At 70.6% G+C, this 19,164-nt stretch carries 19 protein-coding genes and 2 pseudogenes; 6 read left to right on the plus strand and 15 right to left on the minus strand.

Annotated features, from left to right (window positions below):
• Positions 1-13: 13 nt before the first annotated feature.
• From AC5Y2S_RS12660 to AC5Y2S_RS12670, 3 genes are all read right to left on the minus strand, one after another.
• Entirely contained in the window at positions 14-1,471 is a 1,458-nt protein-coding gene (locus AC5Y2S_RS12660; protein WP_499956465.1) for a DUF7159 family protein, read from the minus strand.
• Between the two features lie 143 nt (positions 1,472-1,614).
• Positions 1,615-3,489: an Hsp70 family protein gene (locus AC5Y2S_RS12665; protein ID WP_499956466.1), complete on the minus strand. Its 1,875-nt coding sequence runs from the start codon at positions 3,487-3,489 to the stop codon at positions 1,615-1,617.
• 154 nt (positions 3,490-3,643) lie between these two features.
• Positions 3,644-4,870 carry a hypothetical protein gene (locus AC5Y2S_RS12670; protein ID WP_499956467.1) on the minus strand — a complete coding sequence of 409 codons (1,227 nt, stop codon included), beginning with the start codon at positions 4,868-4,870 and terminating at the stop codon, positions 3,644-3,646.
• Between the two features lie 38 nt (positions 4,871-4,908).
• On the opposite strand from AC5Y2S_RS12670, the gene AC5Y2S_RS12675 reads away from it, so the two are divergent.
• A complete protein-coding gene (locus AC5Y2S_RS12675; RefSeq protein WP_499956468.1) occupies positions 4,909-5,511 on the plus strand; it encodes a TetR/AcrR family transcriptional regulator in 603 nt (200 codons plus the stop codon).
• Between the two features lie 41 nt (positions 5,512-5,552).
• Entirely contained in the window at positions 5,553-6,047 is a 495-nt protein-coding gene (locus tag AC5Y2S_RS12680) for a nuclear transport factor 2 family protein (protein ID WP_499956469.1), read from the plus strand.
• On the opposite strand, the gene AC5Y2S_RS12685 is transcribed toward AC5Y2S_RS12680, so the two are convergent.
• Together AC5Y2S_RS12685 and AC5Y2S_RS12690 are read right to left on the minus strand one after the other, a co-directional pair.
• Positions 6,037-6,690 (minus strand): L,D-transpeptidase family protein, encoded by a 654-nt coding sequence (locus AC5Y2S_RS12685; protein WP_499956470.1) that lies wholly within the window; start codon positions 6,688-6,690, stop codon positions 6,037-6,039. The two genes, AC5Y2S_RS12680 and AC5Y2S_RS12685, sit on opposite strands and share 11 nt — an antisense overlap.
• A gap of 71 nt (positions 6,691-6,761) precedes the next feature.
• A pseudogene (locus tag AC5Y2S_RS12690) lies at positions 6,762-6,942 on the minus strand (phosphatase PAP2 family protein); the annotation flags it as partial.
• A 100-nt stretch (positions 6,943-7,042) separates the two neighbouring features.
• On the opposite strand from AC5Y2S_RS12690, the gene AC5Y2S_RS12695 reads away from it, so the two are divergent.
• Positions 7,043-7,525, plus strand: coding sequence for a hypothetical protein (locus AC5Y2S_RS12695; RefSeq protein ID WP_499956471.1), 483 nt, complete (start codon positions 7,043-7,045; stop codon positions 7,523-7,525).
• On the opposite strand, the gene AC5Y2S_RS12700 is transcribed toward AC5Y2S_RS12695, so the two are convergent.
• Positions 7,509-7,793: a hypothetical protein gene (locus AC5Y2S_RS12700; protein WP_499902926.1), complete on the minus strand. Its 285-nt coding sequence runs from the start codon at positions 7,791-7,793 to the stop codon at positions 7,509-7,511. The two genes, AC5Y2S_RS12695 and AC5Y2S_RS12700, sit on opposite strands and share 17 nt — an antisense overlap.
• 31 nt (positions 7,794-7,824) lie before the next feature.
• On the opposite strand from AC5Y2S_RS12700, the gene bluB reads away from it, so the two are divergent.
• Positions 7,825-8,490: a 5,6-dimethylbenzimidazole synthase gene (gene bluB, locus AC5Y2S_RS12705; protein WP_499956472.1), complete on the plus strand. Its 666-nt coding sequence runs from the start codon at positions 7,825-7,827 to the stop codon at positions 8,488-8,490.
• A 52-nt stretch (positions 8,491-8,542) separates the two neighbouring features.
• Positions 8,543-9,907 carry a sulfatase family protein gene (locus AC5Y2S_RS12710; RefSeq protein ID WP_499956473.1) on the plus strand — a complete coding sequence of 455 codons (1,365 nt, stop codon included), beginning with the start codon at positions 8,543-8,545 and terminating at the stop codon, positions 9,905-9,907.
• A 7-nt stretch (positions 9,908-9,914) separates the two neighbouring features.
• On the opposite strand, the gene AC5Y2S_RS12715 is transcribed toward AC5Y2S_RS12710, so the two are convergent.
• The gene (locus tag AC5Y2S_RS12715) at positions 9,915-10,685 is read right to left on the minus strand and encodes a trans-aconitate 2-methyltransferase (protein ID WP_499902923.1); all 771 of its coding nucleotides are present in this window, start codon (positions 10,683-10,685) and stop codon (positions 9,915-9,917) included.
• 102 nt (positions 10,686-10,787) lie between these two features.
• On the opposite strand from AC5Y2S_RS12715, the gene AC5Y2S_RS12720 reads away from it, so the two are divergent.
• Positions 10,788-11,981 carry an alpha/beta hydrolase family protein gene (locus AC5Y2S_RS12720; RefSeq protein ID WP_499956474.1) on the plus strand — a complete coding sequence of 398 codons (1,194 nt, stop codon included), beginning with the start codon at positions 10,788-10,790 and terminating at the stop codon, positions 11,979-11,981.
• Here the strand turns inward: AC5Y2S_RS12720 and eccE are convergent.
• From eccE to AC5Y2S_RS12760, 8 genes and pseudogenes are all read right to left on the minus strand, one after another.
• Positions 11,971-12,957, minus strand: a complete 987-nt coding sequence (gene eccE / locus AC5Y2S_RS12725; protein ID WP_499956475.1) for a type VII secretion protein EccE — start codon at positions 12,955-12,957, stop codon at positions 11,971-11,973. The two genes, AC5Y2S_RS12720 and eccE, sit on opposite strands and share 11 nt — an antisense overlap.
• Positions 12,953-14,342, minus strand: a pseudogene (gene mycP / locus AC5Y2S_RS12730) (type VII secretion-associated serine protease mycosin); the annotation flags it as partial. The gene eccE and the pseudogene mycP, both read right to left, overlap by 5 nt.
• Positions 14,339-15,793: a type VII secretion integral membrane protein EccD gene (eccD, locus tag AC5Y2S_RS12735; RefSeq protein WP_499956476.1), complete on the minus strand. Its 1,455-nt coding sequence runs from the start codon at positions 15,791-15,793 to the stop codon at positions 14,339-14,341. The pseudogene mycP and the gene eccD, both read right to left, overlap by 4 nt.
• 21 nt (positions 15,794-15,814) lie before the next feature.
• Positions 15,815-16,696, minus strand: a complete 882-nt coding sequence (locus AC5Y2S_RS12740) for an ESX secretion-associated protein EspG (protein WP_499956477.1) — start codon at positions 16,694-16,696, stop codon at positions 15,815-15,817.
• Positions 16,697-16,706: 10 nt separating this feature from the next.
• A complete protein-coding gene (locus tag AC5Y2S_RS12745) occupies positions 16,707-16,997 on the minus strand; it encodes a WXG100 family type VII secretion target (RefSeq protein WP_067013661.1) in 291 nt (96 codons plus the stop codon).
• Positions 16,998-17,026: 29 nt separating this feature from the next.
• Complete coding sequence (gene esxG / locus AC5Y2S_RS12750; RefSeq protein WP_067013645.1) at positions 17,027-17,320, minus strand: type VII secretion system protein EsxG; 294 nt, start codon at positions 17,318-17,320, stop codon at positions 17,027-17,029.
• Positions 17,321-17,371: 51 nt separating this feature from the next.
• Positions 17,372-18,850 (minus strand): PPE family protein, encoded by a 1,479-nt coding sequence (locus AC5Y2S_RS12755; protein WP_499956478.1) that lies wholly within the window; start codon positions 18,848-18,850, stop codon positions 17,372-17,374.
• Between the two features lie 3 nt (positions 18,851-18,853).
• Positions 18,854-19,162 (minus strand): PE family protein, encoded by a 309-nt coding sequence (locus AC5Y2S_RS12760; RefSeq protein WP_499956479.1) that lies wholly within the window; start codon positions 19,160-19,162, stop codon positions 18,854-18,856.
• Between the last annotated feature and the right edge of the window lie 2 nt (positions 19,163-19,164).

The raw sequence follows: 19,164 nt of genomic DNA on the forward strand, positions 1-19,164 counted from the left end.
GCCCAGTGTGCGCTCAGTCGCCGCCTCGTGCCACGGGCGGGCCGACGGGGCCGGGCGGCGGTTGGGCCGGCGGCGGTGGCGGGTTGATCGGTACTGGCACCGTGAAGAACGGGAAGTGCAGGTACAGGGTCAGAGGCGGCCGCCGGTACGGCGGCGGCGGGGCGGGGGCCGCGACCGGCTCGGGCGGCGCGGCGGCCGGCGGCGGGGCCGGTGCCTGCTGCGCGGGGGGCGGCGCCGCTTCCGGCGCGCGCCGCATTGGTGCGCGCCGCAGCGGCGGGGCGGGCGCCTGCTGGACCACCGGCGCCGGCTGCCTCGGAGGCGCCGGTGCGGCCGGGGCCGGCGGGGCGACCTCGGACGCCGCAGCGGGCGGGGCCGGCGGGGCGACCTCGGGGGCCGGCGCGGGCGGCGCCGCCACCGCGGGCGCCGCGGGGCCGGGCGGGCTGGGGACGGGCAGCTGCGCCTCCGGCGGCGGTACCCGATTCGCCGGCGCCACGGCCTGCGGGGTGGGCTGCGGGGCCGGGGCCCGATGCGTGTCCGACGCCAGCGAAACCACCATGACGCCCGCCGCGGCGGCCGAGATCGCGGCCAGCGCGCTGCCGGCGAGCACGAACGGCCCGCGCCCACGCGAGCTCACGCCGTCCTCCGCCTCGAATTCCAGGGCGCTGTAAGCCAGTGCCCCATCGCCCGGGTCGGCGTTGCCACAGACGTCCAGGTAGGTCGACGTGACCGCTTGGGAATCCATCTCGCCGGTGCCCGGATCCAGGGAGTAGGCCAGCGCGGCCGTCGACGACGCGAACAGCGGCGCGTTCGCCGACGCCAGTGCGGCCCCGCGGGCCAGCGCCATGTCCGGCTCCTCGGGCACCGTCACGTCGAGCGCCGTCGCGGCCTCGAGCGCGGCCTTGATCGCGAACACGTCGCCGCCCCACCCCGACCCGGAGCCGACGACAAACACGCCCTCGGCCCGCCGGTCGAGCCCGACCACCATCGCGGGGAGTTCGTCGCCAATGTCGCCCAGAAGCTGTTGCCGGTGCAGATCGGCGATCGAACCGTCGGCCACCTCGACGACCGCCGACGTCGCGCTGTCGTGCTCGACGAACAACATCGCGATGTGCTCGTAACCGAGCGCTTCACCCACGGTCTGCGCCAACGCCGCCGCGGCGAGCAACGGGGAGACCAGCATGACCGCGCCGACGGCGTGCGAGGCGATCGCATCCCGCAGCGCACCGACGTCGGCGGGGTCGGTCCACGTCACCCCGGTCGAGGTCAGCCGGCAGTGACTCGCCGTCGCGCCTTCCCGGGTCCCGACAATTGCGGCGATCACTTGATCGGCCGCCAAGGAGCTTCCCGAGTCCTCACCGGCGGCAACTGCGAAGCGGTCCTCTTCGACCGTGACACCGTCGGCGTTCTGGCCCTCGATGAGGACCAACCGCACCATCGTGGGTGCCATCGACACCCCGAGCACAATTTCCACTTGCGCCTCCAAGGTCCTCGGAGACCCTCAACAGAGGGCACCACAAAACAGACCCCGCCCGACTGGGTGACACCACGCTACTCGCGTGCGGCCGGATGCGCTCGTTCGATTCAGCTGTGATTGACGCAGGTCACAGGGCTCGATCAATACCCCGGACTCAGGAACGGATTCTGCGAATTCCCCGGATACTGCGGGGCCGCAGGCGTCTGGGGCGCCTGGCTGGCCGGCACCGGAACCGGTATCGGCACCGGCAGCAGCGGCACGTGGATCCACTGCGTCGTCATCGGCACCGTCGTCGTGGGCGTCGTCGTCTGGGCCGCGGGGGGCGTCGTCGTCGGCGGCGGGGGCGGCGGAGGCGTGGTGGTCATCGCCGTCGTGACCGGGGGCTGGGTGGTGACCGGCGGCGCGGGATGCCGCGTGGGGACGACCGGCGGCGCCGTGGTGACGATCACCGGCGCCGGCGGGGCGGGCGGGGGCGGCGGTGGCGGTGGCGGTGGCGGGCTGGGCACCGGTGCGGCGCTGGGCGGCGGCGGAACGGGCGTCGGCGGCGGGGGCACTGGCCGTTGCGGCAGCGAACTCACGGGCGGCGCGGGCAGGGGCGCGACGGTGGGCGCCGGTGGTGCCTGGTGGTTTTCGATGCCCGACAGGGTGTAGGCCACGCCGCCGATCGAGGTCATGGCGACGACGGCGCACATCCCGACGACCAACTGCGAGAACCGGAGCCGCCGCCACGAGCTCTCTTTCGGCGGCTCGATGACGTTGAGGCGCATCGACCAGCCGGACCCGCCTTCTTCGTCGAAGGCAGTGGGGCTGTAGGGCACCCGGATGTCGGGGCCGTATTCGGTTTGCGACCAGGCCAATTCGCGGTCCGTGAGCGCCTCGTCGTCGATCACCAACACATCGCCGGCCGGCAGTCCCACGATCTCCCCGGCGGCCGCCGTGAGCAACCCGATGGAGGTGTGCGTGCGGAGATCCAGCCGCTCCCCGCGGGCGGCGATCTGCAGCGCGCCCACGGCCGCGGCGTGCGCCGGCTCCAACGGGCTGACGACGGGACGGCGACCGTGCACCGAAAGGCGTTCCTTGACAAGGGGAATGCTGGCCCCACCGCCGACCATGACGACCGCCGACAGGTCGGACCAGCTCCTCTTGTGCCGGACCAGCATCTCGTCGAACGCGTAGATGAAGCCGGACAGCCGGTCCTGGATCAGGTCGCCCAGCTCGTCGCGGGTCAGCTTCATGGTGCACCGGCGACCACCGAGCTCGGCCGAGAATTCGGCCACCGTTTGAGTGGACAGCTGCTCCTTGGCCACGCGGCAGTGCTCCCGGAGCAGGCCGAGCTGACCGACCGCCGCGGTGCTGGCCGGGTCCATCCCGCTGCCGTGCCCGAGTTCCTCGAAGACCTTGAGCAACAAGGCCTGGTCGATCTCGTCGCCGGAGAAGGCGGCGTAACGCATTGTGGGTGTGACGAGTTCGAAGTCGCCGGCCAGGTTGACCAAGGTGGCCGAGGTGCCGCCGCCACCGAAATCGAGCAGGCCGACCACCCCGGTGGCCGCGAGGCACAGCTCCGCGTTCGCCGCCGTCAGCGCCGCGATCGCGTCGGAAACCAGGCGGGGCGCCATGCCGCTTCGGACGAAGCCCAAATGCGTTCGTAGACCGTTGCGCAGCGCCTGCACCGTGCCGGGTTTCCAATACGCCGGGACGGCGATGGAGATCTCCGACGCGCCGGAGTCGGCCCCGGCGGCCGCCACCATCGCGTCCAGCGCCTCCACCATGAGGAGGTCCGGGTCGTGGGCGGACCCGTCGGGTGACACCAGCGCGACCGAGTCACCGACGCGCTCCACGAAGCCCCGCATGAGCACGCCGGGCTCGGACAGCGCCGGGTTCTCTTTGGGCAAGCCGATTTTCGGCGCGCAGTGCGGATAAAGCGTCAGCACCGCACGGCGTGCAACCGGCGAACTTCCGTCGCGCGCAGCGACGAGGTTCGCGGTCCCGATCGACAACCCCACTGGGTCGTACATAGAGCGAGAACTTTCGTCTATAGGGTCGGTGGCCAGCGTCAACCATAGCCGCGCACCGGCCGTATTCAGCCCGGCCGCAAGCTCATTGGTATACGGTCGATGCCGTGTCGTCACCGAAACGGTATCGACGCCTCCCTTGACAGAACGCGGGTGCTCAGATCACAGTGAGCGGCAGCGAGCGCCTCGGCTCGAATTGGAACGTCGATCCGCGGCTGACCTTCGCGACCTGCACCTCCGGCAGTTCCTTTGCCGCGGTGTCGGTTTGCACCAGCTCGGCGGTCCAGTCGGTCTTGGTGCCGCTGACCCGCACCTCGAGGCGCGGGTCGACCGCGGTGGCGATCGCCTGCAGCGGCTGCACGGATTCCGGCGAGCACAGCGATACCCACGCGGCGTCGTCGTGGGCGGGCGAACGGTGCACCGTCAGCCGGTTCTGCGCCATTTCCGCGATGACGTAGCCCGCGGGGTTGAGCAGCGGGTGCAGCTCGAGCACCCTGCGGGTTCCCTCGATCCCGCCGGGCAATTGCAGTGCGCGGTGGATCCGTTCGGCCCCAAGCCCGGCCAGGCCGGTCAGGCCGCGGGTGCACACGTCGACGGCCTGGGCGTCGCTGGCCGCGCGCGCCCGCACTGCGACGGCGAACGACAGATACAGCAGGTGCATCTGCAGGCACACCTCGTCGGCCATCCGCACCAGCGCCGAGTGCGAGAACGCCTCGAAGTCGAAATCGGACAGCAACGGTCCGGAATAATCGGCCTGGCCCTCGTCGGAGCGGTCGATCGGATCCAATTCCCAAGTGGCGGCGCGTGTTTGGCGAACGATGTCCAGCGCCGGGATGCTCTGCGCTTCGGGGTAGGACTCGTCGATGACGACGGTCCACGCGCAGTGCGGCTGCCGGTCCGCCGGCACCCGTGGCGGCCGGTGGATGGGACGCATCTGCGCGCGCGGGTTGGTCGCGACCGCGGTGGCGTCGAACGTCGGATCCTCGATGGTGTGGCACATCCCGAAGACGTACTCGTCGCCCATCGGCTCCACGTCGAGCAGCGCGCCGCAGTGGTCGAGCTGGAACTCCCCGTGCCAACGGTCGTGAATGGTGTAGCGGAAGTCCATGAATTGCGGCGGCGCGCCGATGTCGAGCTGCAGGCCCTTGAAGATGGTGGGCACGTCGTCGCCCTCGTAGTTCAGCGCCCGCTGCATGCGCCTGGTGTAGATCGGGCTCGCGCCGGCCCACTCCTCGATGGCGATCTGCACCATCTCCTCGCGGCCGAACTCCGTGATGCACCACGCCATCCCGGAGCGGTCGATCATGTGCCCGATCAGCAGCAGTTCGGGAACCAGGACGGACAGCTCCGGGCGGGACAGCCGCGCGTATCGGGATCCGGTCACCGCCCAAAAATAGTCGGCTTTATGTTATAAAGTCAACAATGCCTCCGTCCAGGCCCATCTCACCTACCCGCCGCACCAGCGCGCCGCGCAAGCGCGGCGATGACACGCGCGCGCGGATCATCGAGGAGACCGTGCGCTGCATCATGGAGGAAGGCTTCGCCGCCGCGACCGCCAAGCACGTGGCCGAGCGCGCCGGCGTGACGTGGGGGGTCATCCAATATCACTTCGGGGACCGCAACGGCCTGCTGATGGCCGTCGTCGACGACGGTGTGGCCAGGCTGGTCAACAGCCTGTCGTCGGCCGACGTCAGCGAGCTTCCGTTGCGCGAGCGCATCGAGGTCGTCGTCGACACCGCGTGGAGCTGTTACAGCAGCCCGACGTCGATGGCCGCGTTCGAGATCCTGCGCGCCACCCGGGGCGGGGCGGGCGCGTCGTCGCGGCGCCACCTTCTTGAAATGAACGCCGCGATCGGCCAGCTCGGCCGGCTGATCAGCGATGACCCCGCCAAGGCCGGTGTGGCCGAGGTGATTTGGGCCGCGCTGCGTGGTGTGGTGCTGGCGCAGATGATCACCGGAACTCCCGTCGACTGGAGCCTGGAGCGACGCGCCTTGATCGAGATGGCCACCCGCGCGCTCCAATGACGGCCGCGACACTTAGGGCGACGTCAGCTCTCCCTAACCCCGTGTGCTGCAATGTCGGGATGACCCCTCAAGAGTTCGCCGATATCGAAGCCATCAAGCAGGTGAAATACCGCTACCTGCGCGCGCTGGACACCAAGCATTGGGACGACTTCGCCGACACGCTGGCCGAGGACATCACCGCCGACTACGGCCCGTCGATCGGCAACGAGCTGCACTTCACCAACCGCGCCGACCTGGTCGAGTACATGCGTACATCACTCCCCGGCAACGTCATCACCGAGCACCGGGTGACCCACCCCGACATCACCGTGGACGGCGACACCGCAACGGGCAGCTGGTATCTGCAGGACCGGGTCATCGTCGCCGACCTCAACTTCATGCTGATCGGCGCGGCCTTCTACCGCGACACCTACCGGCGCACCGACGGCGGCTGGAAGATCAGAGGAACGGGTTACGACAGAACCTACGACGCGACAATGTCGTTGGAAGGCATGGACTTCAAGATCAAGCCCGGACGCGCGCTGGCTACTTCGTAATCGCGATCACCGCGCCGGGCTTCAGCCAGCGGATGATCTGCACCAGTGTGGCGTCGTCGATCGCCACGCACCCCTCGGTGGGCGCGCCGTCGGTGGTGTGAAAGAAGAACGCGGCGCCGCCGCCCGGCGTCTTGTTCTTGTTGACGCCCATCACGACGGCGTGCTTGTACTGCGGGATCTGCAGGTTCTCGCTGTCAGCCGTATTGAACGGGCACTGCGCCTTCTGGCAGACCTGCATGCTGTTGAAGGTGGGGCTGTGGTCGTCGCCGCTCCACCAATGGTTCGGCCCGACTTGCGTATATGGAAGTCCCCCACCGGGATTGGGCGCCGTGCCGAAGGCGGAATCGAGGGTGTACACGCCCATCGGGGTGGCCGGGACCCCGCTGCGGGCCTGCGGCGCCATGCCCGCCGACCCGACGTGGGTGGGGATGCCGGTCACCAGCTCCTGCCAGCCGCCGGTAGTGCGTTGGTAGATGTCCATTTTCGCGTTCGACCCGCCGGTGCTGACGACCGAAACCACCTGTGTGGCATTGCCGACGGAGTTCGCGAACCAGGGAGTGGCCGCACCGCTCACCGGTGCCAGCACCAGCGCGGCGGCCATCAGGCACACCGCAGCGCACAGCGAGGCGAGCAGTCGGCGCATGGATTCAATCGTCCGGCCGCGCGAACGCCCGGGTCAAGTAAAGGTTTAGACCCGGTTAGGTCACCGCGGCGTTACCACCCCGGCCGAAACACCAACAGGCACAGCAGGAAATATGAGGTAGCCCAGCGACCAGCCGAGCACGTCGGACGGGTAGTGCACGTTCAGCGCCACCCTGGCAACCCCGACCAACGCCAGGCTCAGCGCCGTCAGCGCAATCGCGACGCGGCCCAGCGCGCGGCTGAGCATCGGCAAGTCTGCGAACCGTGAACCTCAACGCTGTCGTCCAGCTTCCTAGGCGACGGAGTTGGAATCCACCGGCTCAAGCCCGGGGGAGGATGTCAAACTGGCATTTATGGCGGTCTTCGTCCGCAGGTTGTTCGGCATCGGCAAGTTACCCGCCGATCTGCACGCTCAGGTCGAGGCGGAGGGCCTCCTCTACCTCGCCGACTACGTCGCGGTGACCCGCCGGTTCAGCGGCACCATCCCCGGCGTGCGGCTGCCGCGCAGCGTCGCAAGTTACGTCGGCTCGCTGGCCTTCACCTCGGAGCGGGTGCTGGCGACGTTGTCCATGCTGCCCAAGCTGGCCGGGCCGACCGTCGACGCGCGCTGGGACGCGCCGCAGACCGGCGCGGCCAGGGTCGAGATCTCGTCGACCGGGGTGCAGGTCGACGTCGACGTCAGCGAGGTCGACAAGAAGTTCAGCGGCCAGCTGTCGCTGCACTACAAGGCGGCCCTCACCCCCGACGTGCTCGCCGCCCTGCCGCGACGGTCGCTGGCCTTCGACATGCCGCCCGAGTACGTATTTCGCGCCGTCGGCGTCACTTATAGTCCGTGAACGTCATCTTCGGCCACGGCGGCTGCCGCAGCACCGCCAGGCTGGTGATCACCGCCGCCAGCAGGCCGGTGATCACGCCGATCAGCGCGATCCGGTTGCCGTCGACGGCGGGCACCCAGGACGCCTTGCCCCGGTGCACGACGAACACGCCGAGCGGTCTGGCCACGGGAATCACGGTGGCCCCGTCGGCGGTCTCGTAGGGCTCGCCATAGACGCGCGCGTCAGCGCCGTCGGCGGGCAGCTGGTCGAGCAGGTCGGAAAACTTCATGGAGCACTACGCTAACGCGGATTTCCCTACGATGGCTGGCGTGACCGATCAGGCGTTCAGCCCCGAGGAGCGGCGCGCCGTGTATCGCGTAATCGCCGAGCGGCGCGACATGCGCCGGTTCTCCCCGGGCGGCGTGGTGAGCGAGGAGGTGCTGGGGCGATTGCTGCAGGCCGCGCACGCCGCGCCCAGCGTCGGGCTGATGCAGCCGTGGCGGTTCATCCGGATCACCGACGAGGCGCTGCGGCGACGCATCCACGCCCTCGTCGACGAGGAGCGGCAGCGCACCGCCGCGGCCCTCGGGGAGCGCGCCGAGGAGTTCCTGGCGCTGAAGGTCGAGGGCATCCTCGAGTGCGCCGAACTGTTCGTGGTGGCGCTGGGCGACGACCGTGACAAGCACGTGTTCGGCCGGCGGACGCTGCCGCAGATGGACCTCGCGTCGGTGTCCTGCGCGATCCAGAACCTGTGGTTGGCCGCCCGCGCCGAAGGTCTCGGCGTGGGTTGGGTTTCCCTGTTCGATCCGCGACGGCTGGCGGAACTGCTGGCGATGCCCGACGACGCCGAGCCGGTCGCCATCCTGTGCCTGGGCCCGGTGCCCGAGTTTCCGGACCGGCCGGCGCTGGAGCTCGACGGCTGGGCCTATGGGCGGCCGCTGCCCGAATTCGTCTCCGAGAACGGGTGGGAATGCCGCCGAGCGTAACGCCAGGTGAACGCGAGCACCCTGCGGTATCGTCGCCGGTCGAGGTGAGGCAATGACGGCTAAAGAGAACGTGCTGATCGTGCACTGGCACGACCTGGGGCGATATCTCGGCGTCTACGGTCACCCGGATGTGTCCAGCCCGCGCCTGGACCGGCTCGCCGCTGAGGGCATCCTGTTCACCCGGGCCCACGCCACGGCGCCGCTGTGCTCGCCGTCGCGCGGGTCGCTGTTCACCGGGCGCTACCCGCAAAGCAACGGCCTGGTCGGCCTGGCCCACCACGGCTGGGAATACCGCAGCGGCGTCCGGACCCTCCCGCAGATATTGTCCGAGTCCGGTTGGTACTCGGCACTTTTCGGCATGCAACACGAGACGTCCTACCCGAAGCGCCTCGGCTTCGACGAATTCGACGTGTCCAACTCCTACTGCGACTACGTGGCCGACCGGGCCCAGGAGTGGCTGCAAGACAGCGCCGAAAACCTCGGGGGCCAACCGTTCCTGCTGACGGCCGGGTTCTTCGAAACCCACCGGCCCTATCCGCGGGATCGCTACGAGCCGGCCGACGCCGCGGGCGTCGACCCCCCCGACTACCTGCCCGACACCCCCGAGGTCCGCGGGGACCTCGCCGAGTTCTACGGCGCGATCGCCGCCGCCGACGCGGCCGTCGGCCGGCTGCTGGACACGCTGGCCGAAACGGGCCTGGACGCCAACACCTGGGTGGTGTTCTTCACCGATCACGGCGCCGCGTTCCCGCGCGCCAAGTCCACGCTCTACGACGCGGGAACCGGCATCGGAATGATCGTCCGTCCCCCCACCGGCCGGGCGGTGGAGCCGCGCGTTTACGACGAGCTGTTCAGCGGCGTCGATTTCGTGCCGACGCTGCTGGACCTACTGGGCCTGCGCGTGCCGGCCGACGTCGAGGGCCTGTCACACGCCGGCGCGCTGCTCGCGCCGGAGCCGCCGGCCGAACCGGTCCGCGAGCACGTGTACTCCATGAAGACCTATCACGACTCGTTCGACCCCATCCGCGCGATCCGCACCAACGAATACCTCTACATCGAGAACTACGCCGCCCGCCCGCTGCTCGACCTCCCGTTGGACATCAAGGACAGCCCGTCCGGACACGCCGTCGAGCCGTTCATCGCCGGCCCGCGTCCGGAGCGCGAACTCTACGACCTACGAACCGATCCCGCGGAAACGAACAACCTGCTGACCGGTGGCGACCCGGATGTCGACGCGGTCGCCGCGGATCTGGCTGTGCGCCTGCATGATTGGCGCCAGCGCACCGGCGACGTCATACCGTCGGAGTTCGCCGGCATGCGCATCGCGGTGCGCTACACCGAAACCTACCTGCAGATCCACCACATGAAGCCGAGCAGCCGATCGGCGATCGCCGTCGACCGCGGCATCGAGGAGTAGTTCGGGACTATGCGCCGCCGACCTCGGCGACGATGAACACCCGGCGGAACGGGAAGATCGTGGTGCCGTCGGCCCGGGGCGGGTACGCGTCGTCCAGCAGCGGGATGAGCTCCTGGCGGAACTGCTCCCAGGCCTCGTCGTCGAGCCGCTCGCGCACCGGGACCAGCGCTGTTCCGGTGATCCATTCCAGCACCGGATGCTCGCCGGTCAGCTGGTGCAGGTAGGTGCTCTCCCACACGTCGACCCGGCATCCCGCGTCCAGCAGCAGGTTGGTGTAGGTCATCGGCGGCTGAACCACCGCCCCGACGCGAAACGGTATGTCGCGCATCAGCTTTGCGTAGGGCTCCCGGCGGGCCAGTGCCCGCACCGTCGCGTGGGAGGGGGTTTCGAAGTTGCCCGGGATCTGCACGCCGATCCACGACCCGGGCGCCAGCTCGCCGGCCCACCGCACCAGCAGATCGGTGTGCTCGGGCACCCAGTGCAACGCCGCGTTGCACACCACCACGTCGGTGTCGGGCTTGGGCTTCCAGTCCCGCAGGTCGCCGACGACGGCGTCGATCCCGCGTTCCTTGGCCGCGGCGACCATCTCCGGCGAGCTGTCCATCGCCTCGATCGCCGCTTCGGGCCAGCGCCGCGACAGGTACTTCGTCAGGTGACCGGGGCCGCAGCCCAGGTCGACCACCCGGCGCGCCTGCTTGGCGCCCACCCGCGACAGCAGGTCGTAGAACGGGCGGCTGCGATGGTCAGCAAAGGCCAGGTAGACGTCGGGATCCCACATGTCGGTCCTCCTGATCAACACCATCACGGCTCGAGCTGACAGATAAACCGTATTACCGCATGCCGCCCCGGCGCCGACCGAGTGGGCGATAGCATCGCGGTTGTGACACCGACCGACCCGGATCCCGTCACTCCCCCGGTTCCCGTACCGGATGTTCCCGGCGCCGACGTGCCCGCCGGCGCCGCGGGGTTGCCCCCGCGCTCCGCGTTGTCGCCCCGCCAGCGAATGGTTGTCGAGGGGGCCGCGATCTCCGATCTGGCGCTGCGCACCGCGGTCGCGTCGGTGCTGACCACCACCGTCACCCCGGCGGTGCTCGCCAGCTCCGTGCGTTCCGGCAGCGAACGTGACAGCCTGCGCTTCTACGCCGAGCTCGGCGCTGAGCGTGACCCGGGGAAGTCGTTTCCGGCGCCCACCGAGCTGCCCCGGGTGTCGTCGCGGCCGGCCAACCGGCTCGCGGAGTGGATCGCGCACGGGACGGTCGACAACATCTCGTTCCCCAGCAGCTTCCGGGCGATCAACCCGGATATGCGCACCCGGTGGAGCGCGTTGCGGTCGAACAACATCGTGCACGCACAGCACTGGCGCCACGGCGACGGGCCGCACCCCACGCTGTGCGTCATACACGGCTTCATGGGGTCGTCGTACCTGGCCAACGGGCGGTTCTTCACGCTGCCGTGGTATTACCGCTCGGGCTACGACGTCCTGATGTACACCCTGCCGTTCCACGGCCCGCGCGCCGAAAGGTGTTCGCCGTTCAGCGGTTTCGGCTATTTCGCCGGCGGGCTGTGCGGTTTCGCCGAGGCGATGGCCCAGGCCGTGCACGACTTTCGGTCCATCATCGACTACCTTCGCCACACCGGCGTCGAGCGGATCGCGCTGACCGGCATCTCACTCGGCGGCTACACCTCCGCGCTGGTGGCTTCGGTGGACGATCGGCTCGAGGCGGTGATCCCCAACTGCCCGGTCGTGACGCCGGCGACGATGTTCGACGAATGGTTCCCGGCCAACAAGCTGATGGGGCTGGGGCTGCGGATGTCGAAGATCAGCCGCGACGAGCTGATTGCCGGGCTGTCATACCACTCGCCGCTGAACTACCGGCCGCTGATCGCCAAGGAGCGCCGGATGATCATCACCGGCCTCGGGGACCGGATGGCGCCGCCCGATCAGGCCGTCAAGCTGTGGGAGCACTGGAATCGCTGTGCGCTGCACTGGTTTCCCGGCAGCCACGTCCTGCACGTGAGTCAGCTGGACTATCTGCGCCGGATGACCCAGTTCCTGCGCGGGGTCATGTTCTAACGGGTTCCGTCGCCGGCGCCCGGTGCGCGCCAGCCTCCGGGGTGGGGCAGACCAGTTCGTCCAGTAGTCCGGCCGGTTCTTCGGTGTGGCCGTCGAGCCGTCGCGTCGACAGCAGTTCCAATGCCGCCAGCACCGGGAGATGGTCGCCGCGTTGCGGGATCAGCCCGGCCAGCGGGGCCGCGGCCGCCGGGGGCGTGTCGGTCAGAAATGCGCACGCGGCCGCGACGGTGTGGTGCGTCCCATCACCGGCGATCTCCAGCGCGGTCCAGGTCTCGGGCACCGGGTGCGTCCGGATCGCCTCCAGCGTTTCGGGCAATGCGCCGTCGACGCGGACCTGGTATGCCGCAACGTAATCCGAGGCGCCGCGCTGGACACCCCGCCAGCTTTCGCGCGCGTTCGGCGCCAGCAGCCGCGGCGCGTCGTCGGGCGCGACGATGCCGGCTTCCCAGCCGATCTCGCGCAGGTGGTCGGCCAGCCGCCGGGCGGCCACCTGGGCCGTCTCGTGCAGCGGGATCCGCGGCGATCGCGCCTGCAGCGCCGCCAGGTTGTCGGCCGCCGAGATCGTGATCGCGATCCAGGTCTCGAGTATGCCGGATGCGTTGCCGCGGTTCGTGATCCGGATCTTGTCGGCGCGGATGCCGTAGCGGTACAGGTACCGGGCGAGCAGCGGCAGCGGCAAGACGTCCGAGTCGCCGGCCGGCGGCCCGAGCCGAAGCAGCGCGGTCGCCTTTGTGGCAGAACCGGATTCGGACTGGGCGCCGCCGTCGCGGCGCATGATTGCCACGCGGCGGCGCAGGATCGTGGTGAAGTGCAACCCGCGCCACCAGCTGAACAGCAGGATCACCACGGCGGCGGCGATGCCGAGCACCCAGTAGTCGCGCGGCGACCGCCACGGGTACGCCAGCACCGCGGGCAGCACGGCCAGCACCGCCAGCGTGATCCGGCCGGCGCCGAGGGTCGGTATCGAACGGCTCACGGGGTGCTCTCCTTCTTACGGACGATCGCGGCGATCGCGGCGACGGCCGCGACCACCAAAGCCAGCGCGGCGGTTCCGACGAACGCGACGGTCCGCGGGGTGGTGTCCTCGGGTGCGGGCGCCCGGGGCGCGGGGACCGGCTTCGCTGCTGCCACGCCGGGTTGGTTGGCGGCGGCCAGTTCCCACGTCAGCGCGGCCACCGGGTCCACGCTGCCGGCGCCGACGACGTTGGAGGGCGCCCGGGCGCCGTTGTGTGCGGTCGCGGTGATGCGCCGCACCACCTGCGTGGCGTTGAGTTGGGGATACTTGCTGCGCACCAGCGCCGCGACGCCGGACACGTAGCCCGCCGCGTAGCTGGTACCGCTCAGCGGCACCAGCTGCTGATGGTCGTCCGGCAGGCCGTTGGCGAGACCGCCGCCGTCGCGGTTGCTCACCGACACGATGTTTTCGCCGGGCCCGGCGATGCCCACCCACGGGCCGGCCATGGTGAATTTCGACGGCTGCCCGTCCGGCGTCAGCGACCCCGCCGATAGGACGTAGGGCTGCCACCACGACGGGACGGAGACCGACTTGACGCCCGCCCAGTTGCGGGGGTCGTCCGGACGGCCGAGGTCGGTGAGCGGGTTGGACTCACAAGACATCCCGCCGGCGACCGATCCGGTCGCCCCGGTGTTGCCCGCGGCGGCCACGATCACCGCGTCCTTGTCCACCGCCGCGTACCGGATCGCCGCGCCCAACGCGGCCTGATCGACGGGGCGGTCGGCGGGAAGGCAGGTGATCGCGGAGATGTTGATCACCCGGGCGCCGAGGTCGGCCGCGTGCACGATGGCCCGCGCCAGGGTCGCCACGTCGAGCGACGCCCGCGCCAGCAGCGGATCGCCGCCCGGCGTGCGTGGCGAGAACTTCGCCGACGTCATCCTGATCGAGAGCACCCGGGCCGCGGGGGCCACCCCGGAGAAGCCGTCGTCACCGGGCTGGCCGGCGATGACTCCGGCGACCAACGTGCCGTGCCCGTCGCAGTCGGTCAGGCCGTCGGTCGTCTCGACGAAGTCGCCGCCCGGATCGACGTTGGGCAGGCGCGGGCCCGGCCGCACCCCGGTGTCGATGACCGCCACCAGCTGGCCGTCGCCGCGCGAAAACCGCCATGCCGCGGGCAGGTTCAGCATCGCCTGGCTGGGCGTCGTCACCGCCGGGTCGCTGCCGGGAATCACACCGGAGGCGCTGCACGGGCCGCGTTGTTCCATCGGCTGCCCGGGCCCCGGGCTCCCGTTGGGCGGCGGCACGCCCGGGTCGACCGTCGGCTGATCGATCGCGAACGCCGGCGGGCAGGCCCACATCACGGCCGCCAAAGCGGCCGTGGCGCAGGATAATCCGGAACGGATCATCGATTGAGGACCCACGCGAACAGTCCGACCAGATAGGCCAGGACGGGAATCAGCGACGCGTCGAGCCCGGCCGCGACGAAACCCAGCAGCCGGCGCAGCGGCAGCGAATAGCTCTCCGGCGAGGCGATCCGCGGGTTCAACGCCACCACCACCCAGGCCAGCGCCAGCGCGATCAGCACCACCGACGCACCCAGCGCGGCGGCGTAACGCCCCGTCGCGGCGTAGAGCACAAGCAACACGCCGGCCGCCAGGAAAGGCTGGGCGAGCAGCCAGGCCTTGCAGGCGGCCGAATCCCAGACCCGGGCGCGCAGCACCGACGTGGCCGCCGTCGCACCCACCGCATACCAACCGAAGCCCCCCAACGACTCAGGGCGCAGCGCGATGCCCACCGAACCCAGGACGCTGAGCAACACCGCGGCGGCGATGAATCCGCTTTGATGCGCGTCACCGATCCGCACCCGCCGCGGCAGGTCCTCGAGCACGCGCAACGACGGCGCCGACGGGGTGGGATCGCCGGGCGCCGGAATCACCGGCAGCGGGAAGCGCGCCCACAGGGCGGACAACTGGGCGGCCTCGATGGTGACCAGCAGGGCAGCCACGATCAGCCCGCAGCCGATGGCCAATATCGGTAGATGCCAGAGCGTTTCGGCCCCGGCGGCCAGCAGCACCGCGGCCCCCACCACCGCGGTCGCGGTGAAGAAACCGACGATCCGTTCGCGCTCCGGGCCGGGGACCACCAGGGCGATCAGCGACCACGCGGTGACGCCGGCCGCGGCCAGCATGAGTTGCGACGGCCCGAACCGGCCGGGCACCGCCAACGCCAGCGCGGCGCCGATGGGCACCAGGGCGGCGATCGACAGCGCCATCCCGGTGCGCGCGGAACGCGCGGAAATCAGCAGGGCCGCCACCGCGGTGAGCGCCGCGACCACGCTGACCGCGACCAGCCCGGACAGCGCGCCGGTGGCCACGCGGTAGGTGACGCCCAGGCCGGTCGCCAGCAAGGCCACGGCGATCAGCGCGGCCAGTGCGCCACGCTGGATATGCGCTGCGCCCCAGGGCTTCAGCCGGGACGTCGAGAAGATCATCGCGGCGTCGGCGATGTCCTCGACGATGCCCGGCGCAGCGGGACCGGCCGGCACCGGCTGCAGCGCCAACAGATCACCGTCCACCACCCCGACGGTGTCCAGGCTGGCGTCGAGGCTGAACGGCGCCCCGCCGATCGGCGCCAGGCTCAGGTGGGCCGCCGCGCGGGCGTCCAGGCCGTCGTCCGCGTCGCCGTTCGACGCCGTCGGAACCGCCAAACGCTGGACCGCGGGCAGGATTTCGCGCAGCGGCAACTCGGTGGGCAGCGCCATCTCCGTCAGCCTGCTCTCCGCGAGGATGGCGACCCGGACGATCGGCATGACGGCGCCGGACGTCACTTGGCGGCCCTCGATAGGCGCTGCGGCCATTGGCACATGGTTCTCTCTTCTCTATCTCGTTGCTGTTTGGTGATGCTCGGAAAAATCTCGGGACAGCCGCCGGCCGGGGAACCAATGGCCCTCCGGCAACAGGGCGGTCAGGTGTTCGATCGCGACGGCGATCGCGAAGGGGGTGCCCGGGGCGAACGTCGAGACCCACTCGCCGTCGAAGGCTCGCGAGGGGCTCACCAGAACGCGGCCCGCGGCGGTGTCGACAATGCTCATGCCGACCTCGGTGGTGGCTTGTTGCCCGTCCCGGCGGCAGCCGGCGACGACCTCGACGTAGCTGCGCGGTCCGGAGAAGACCGCCTCCACCACCGGCCGTGCTGACGCCGGGATCCCCAGGTATTCAACGACTTCCGACAGCGATGCGCCGGACCGCAGCCGCTCGTCGGCCCGGGCGCCGACGCGCATCGGCATGCTGAACTCGTCGAATCGCGCCGGCGGCCGCTGGGCCAGCCCGACGCCGAGGACCGGGACCAGCCCCCGCGCGTCGTCGATGTCCATCGCGGTGAACGTGACCAGCTGCGCGCTGCGCAGCGCGACGACCGTCTTGGCCGTCACACCGGGTCGCTGCGCCACGACCCCGCGCAGCAACTCACCGGTGCCGGCGGCGGTGGCGGGTCCCACGTAGCGCAGGTCGAACCACCGGTCCGGGAAGCAGACGGCCTTGATCCAGCCGGCGACCGCCGGGTTGACGAGTCCGTCTTGCATCACCAGACCCATCCGGGTCAGCTCGGCACGCTGCCGCTCGAAGAACTCGGCGCGTTGCGCGGCGTCGCGATAGGGCGTGGTGATCGCGAGAACCCACGGGAAGGTGCCCGCCCCAATGGTTTCCGCGATGAACCACGCGTGGTCGACCGTCAGCTCGACGGCGTTCGGTGCTGTGTTCATCGAGCGCGAGTTAACCGCCCCATTTGGCGGCTTCGGCCTGGTCGCGCGCGAGCATGGCGGTGGTGTTGGCCTCGTGGGTGCTGGCCATCGCCTGGTAGGCGCGCACCAACGACTCCATGGCCTGGTTCCACTGGGCCTGCCACACCTGGTAGGTCATGCCGGTGTCGCCCTGCCAGGCGTTGGACAGCGTCGCCTGCTCGCTGGCGATGTCGGCGCCGAGGCCCTGCAGGGTGCCGGCGTAGCCGGACATGTCCGCGGCGTGGCTCAGCATCGCGGGGTAGTTGTACATGATCTGTGACATCACAAGTCCTTTCGCGGTTATGGCTCAGGTCAGATCGAGGTGTAGCCGGAAGCGGCGGCTGCGTCGGCGGCCACATAGGTGCCCGCGGCGTCACCGAGATTGGCCTGGGCGATGTCCAGCAGGGTGTTGACCCGCGCGGCGGCCTCCACGAAGCGGGCGTGCGCGGCCTGGAACGCCGCCGAGGACTCGCCCTGGTGGAACGCCTGCGCCGACATCGCCTCCTGCTCGGCCTGGCTGATCGTGCTGCGCATCAGCGCCGCCTTGGCGGAGAACGCCGACTGCGCCGCCACCAACTGCGGGATGTGAGCGTCCAACATGCTCATGGTGATTGGTTTCCTTTCGCTCTCTTCGGATTTCGGTTGCTCACTGCCACGTTACGAACCGTCGTCTCCCCCTCTCCCCGACTCACCCGGGCCCTCGTGATCCCAGGTGCCGGGCACCATCGGCACCCGCGGCCCGCCGCCGAACTCGTCGCCGGCCAGCTTGGTCAACCCGGCCGCCCCCACGGCGGCGTCGCTGGGTGCGGTCCCCGCGAATCCCAGCCGCCCGGCGCCGCTCCCGGACGCCACGGCCGACGCGAGCTCGTACTCCGGCGGGACGCCGATGTCGGCATCCATGTCGAGGAACTCGTCGCCGTATTCGCGCATTGCCGCCCGCCGGCGCCGCCGTGCCCGCGCCTCCGCCCGGACGGGCGCCGCCGCGCCGGCCGCCGGGATGGTGGCCGCCGGCGCCTTGACCTGTCCGCGGGGGCCGAGCGTCGGCCCGGCCTCCGGGCCCGCACCGGCGCCGAAAGCCACCAGGTAGGGGAAGGTTCCGGTGGCTGCCGCCGGGGCGGGCGCGGCCGGCGCGCCCGATGCGGCGGGCGCGGACGCGGGGGCGCCCGCGGGAGTGGCGATCGCCGAGGGGGCCACGCCGGCGACCGGCCACACCGAGGAAGCTGTCGCGGCGGTCGCGGCGACACCGCCCGCCACAGGCGCCGCCAGCGCGGGAGCCGCCGCGGCCGCGAGCGCCAGGGCCGGCTGCAGTGCCACCGGGAGCACAATGGCGAGGAACGGACTGAGCAGCAGCGACGGGTACGTGATCCCCGCGCCGACCCAGGAGAAAGCCTGGTAGGCGATCGCGAACAAGAGCGGACCGTAAAGCACCAGTGCCTCAGACGGATTCGTCATAAAGGCCTGGATGATCTTCACCGAGTTTCCGACGGGATCCTGGAAGAAGGTGGCGAGCTCCTGGAACATGTTCCCGTAGAAATTGGTGTACTGCGACAGCAGCTGGGACAGCAGGTCGGCCGGGTTGAGTGACGCCGCGCCGTTCTGATTCACGATGCTGGGCGCCGGGGCCGTGCGCGGCGCCGAGGCCAGCGCCCCGCCCGAGGCGGCCTGATAGGCGCCCATCGTGGTGGCGGCCTGCACCCACATCCGCACGTAGTCCGCTTCGTTCAGCGCGATCGGAATCGTGTTGATCCCAAAGAAGTTCGTCGCCACCAGGACGCCGTGGATGACGTGGTTGGCGGCCAGCTCGACCAGGGTCGGCATCGCCGCCAGGGCGCTGGTGTAGGCCGCCGCGGCGACCTCGTGCTGGGCCGCCACGCCCGCGCTGTCGGCGCTGGCTTGCTGCAGCCACGCCAGGTACGGGGCGTGCGCCGCCACGTACTGCTCGGCGCTCGGTCCCTGCCACGCGCCCGCCTGCACCGCCCCCAGAAGCCCGCTGAGTTCGGCCGCCGCCGAAGCGTATTCGGCGCTGAGCGCCGACCAGGCCCCGGCGGCCGCCAGCAGCGACCCCGGCCCCGGACCGGTGCTCAGCGACGCCGAATGCACTTCCGGCGGCAAAGCCATCCAAACGGGCGCGGTCATGTTCTAGCCGCCCGCCACCCCATAGGTCGCGGCCGCCGCGGCGTCACCGGCGAGATAGCTTGCGCCGGACTCACCCACGCCCACGCCGGCGCGGCCGAGCTCTTCGACACCCTGGGCGGCGATGGCGGCATGCTCCTGCCCCTGCGCGCTGAATCCCGCCGCCGTCTGCAGCGACACGGGGTCCGCCGCCGGCGGCACCACCGCGGTAATCGCGGGGGCGGCCGCCGCGTGCGCGGCCGCCAGCCGTGCCGTCAGCGCCTCCACGGCCGCGCTGGCCGCGGCCAGGCCCTCGGGAACCACTCGCAACGTCATGA

This window comes from Mycobacterium sp. NGS69 (assembly GCF_059812165.1).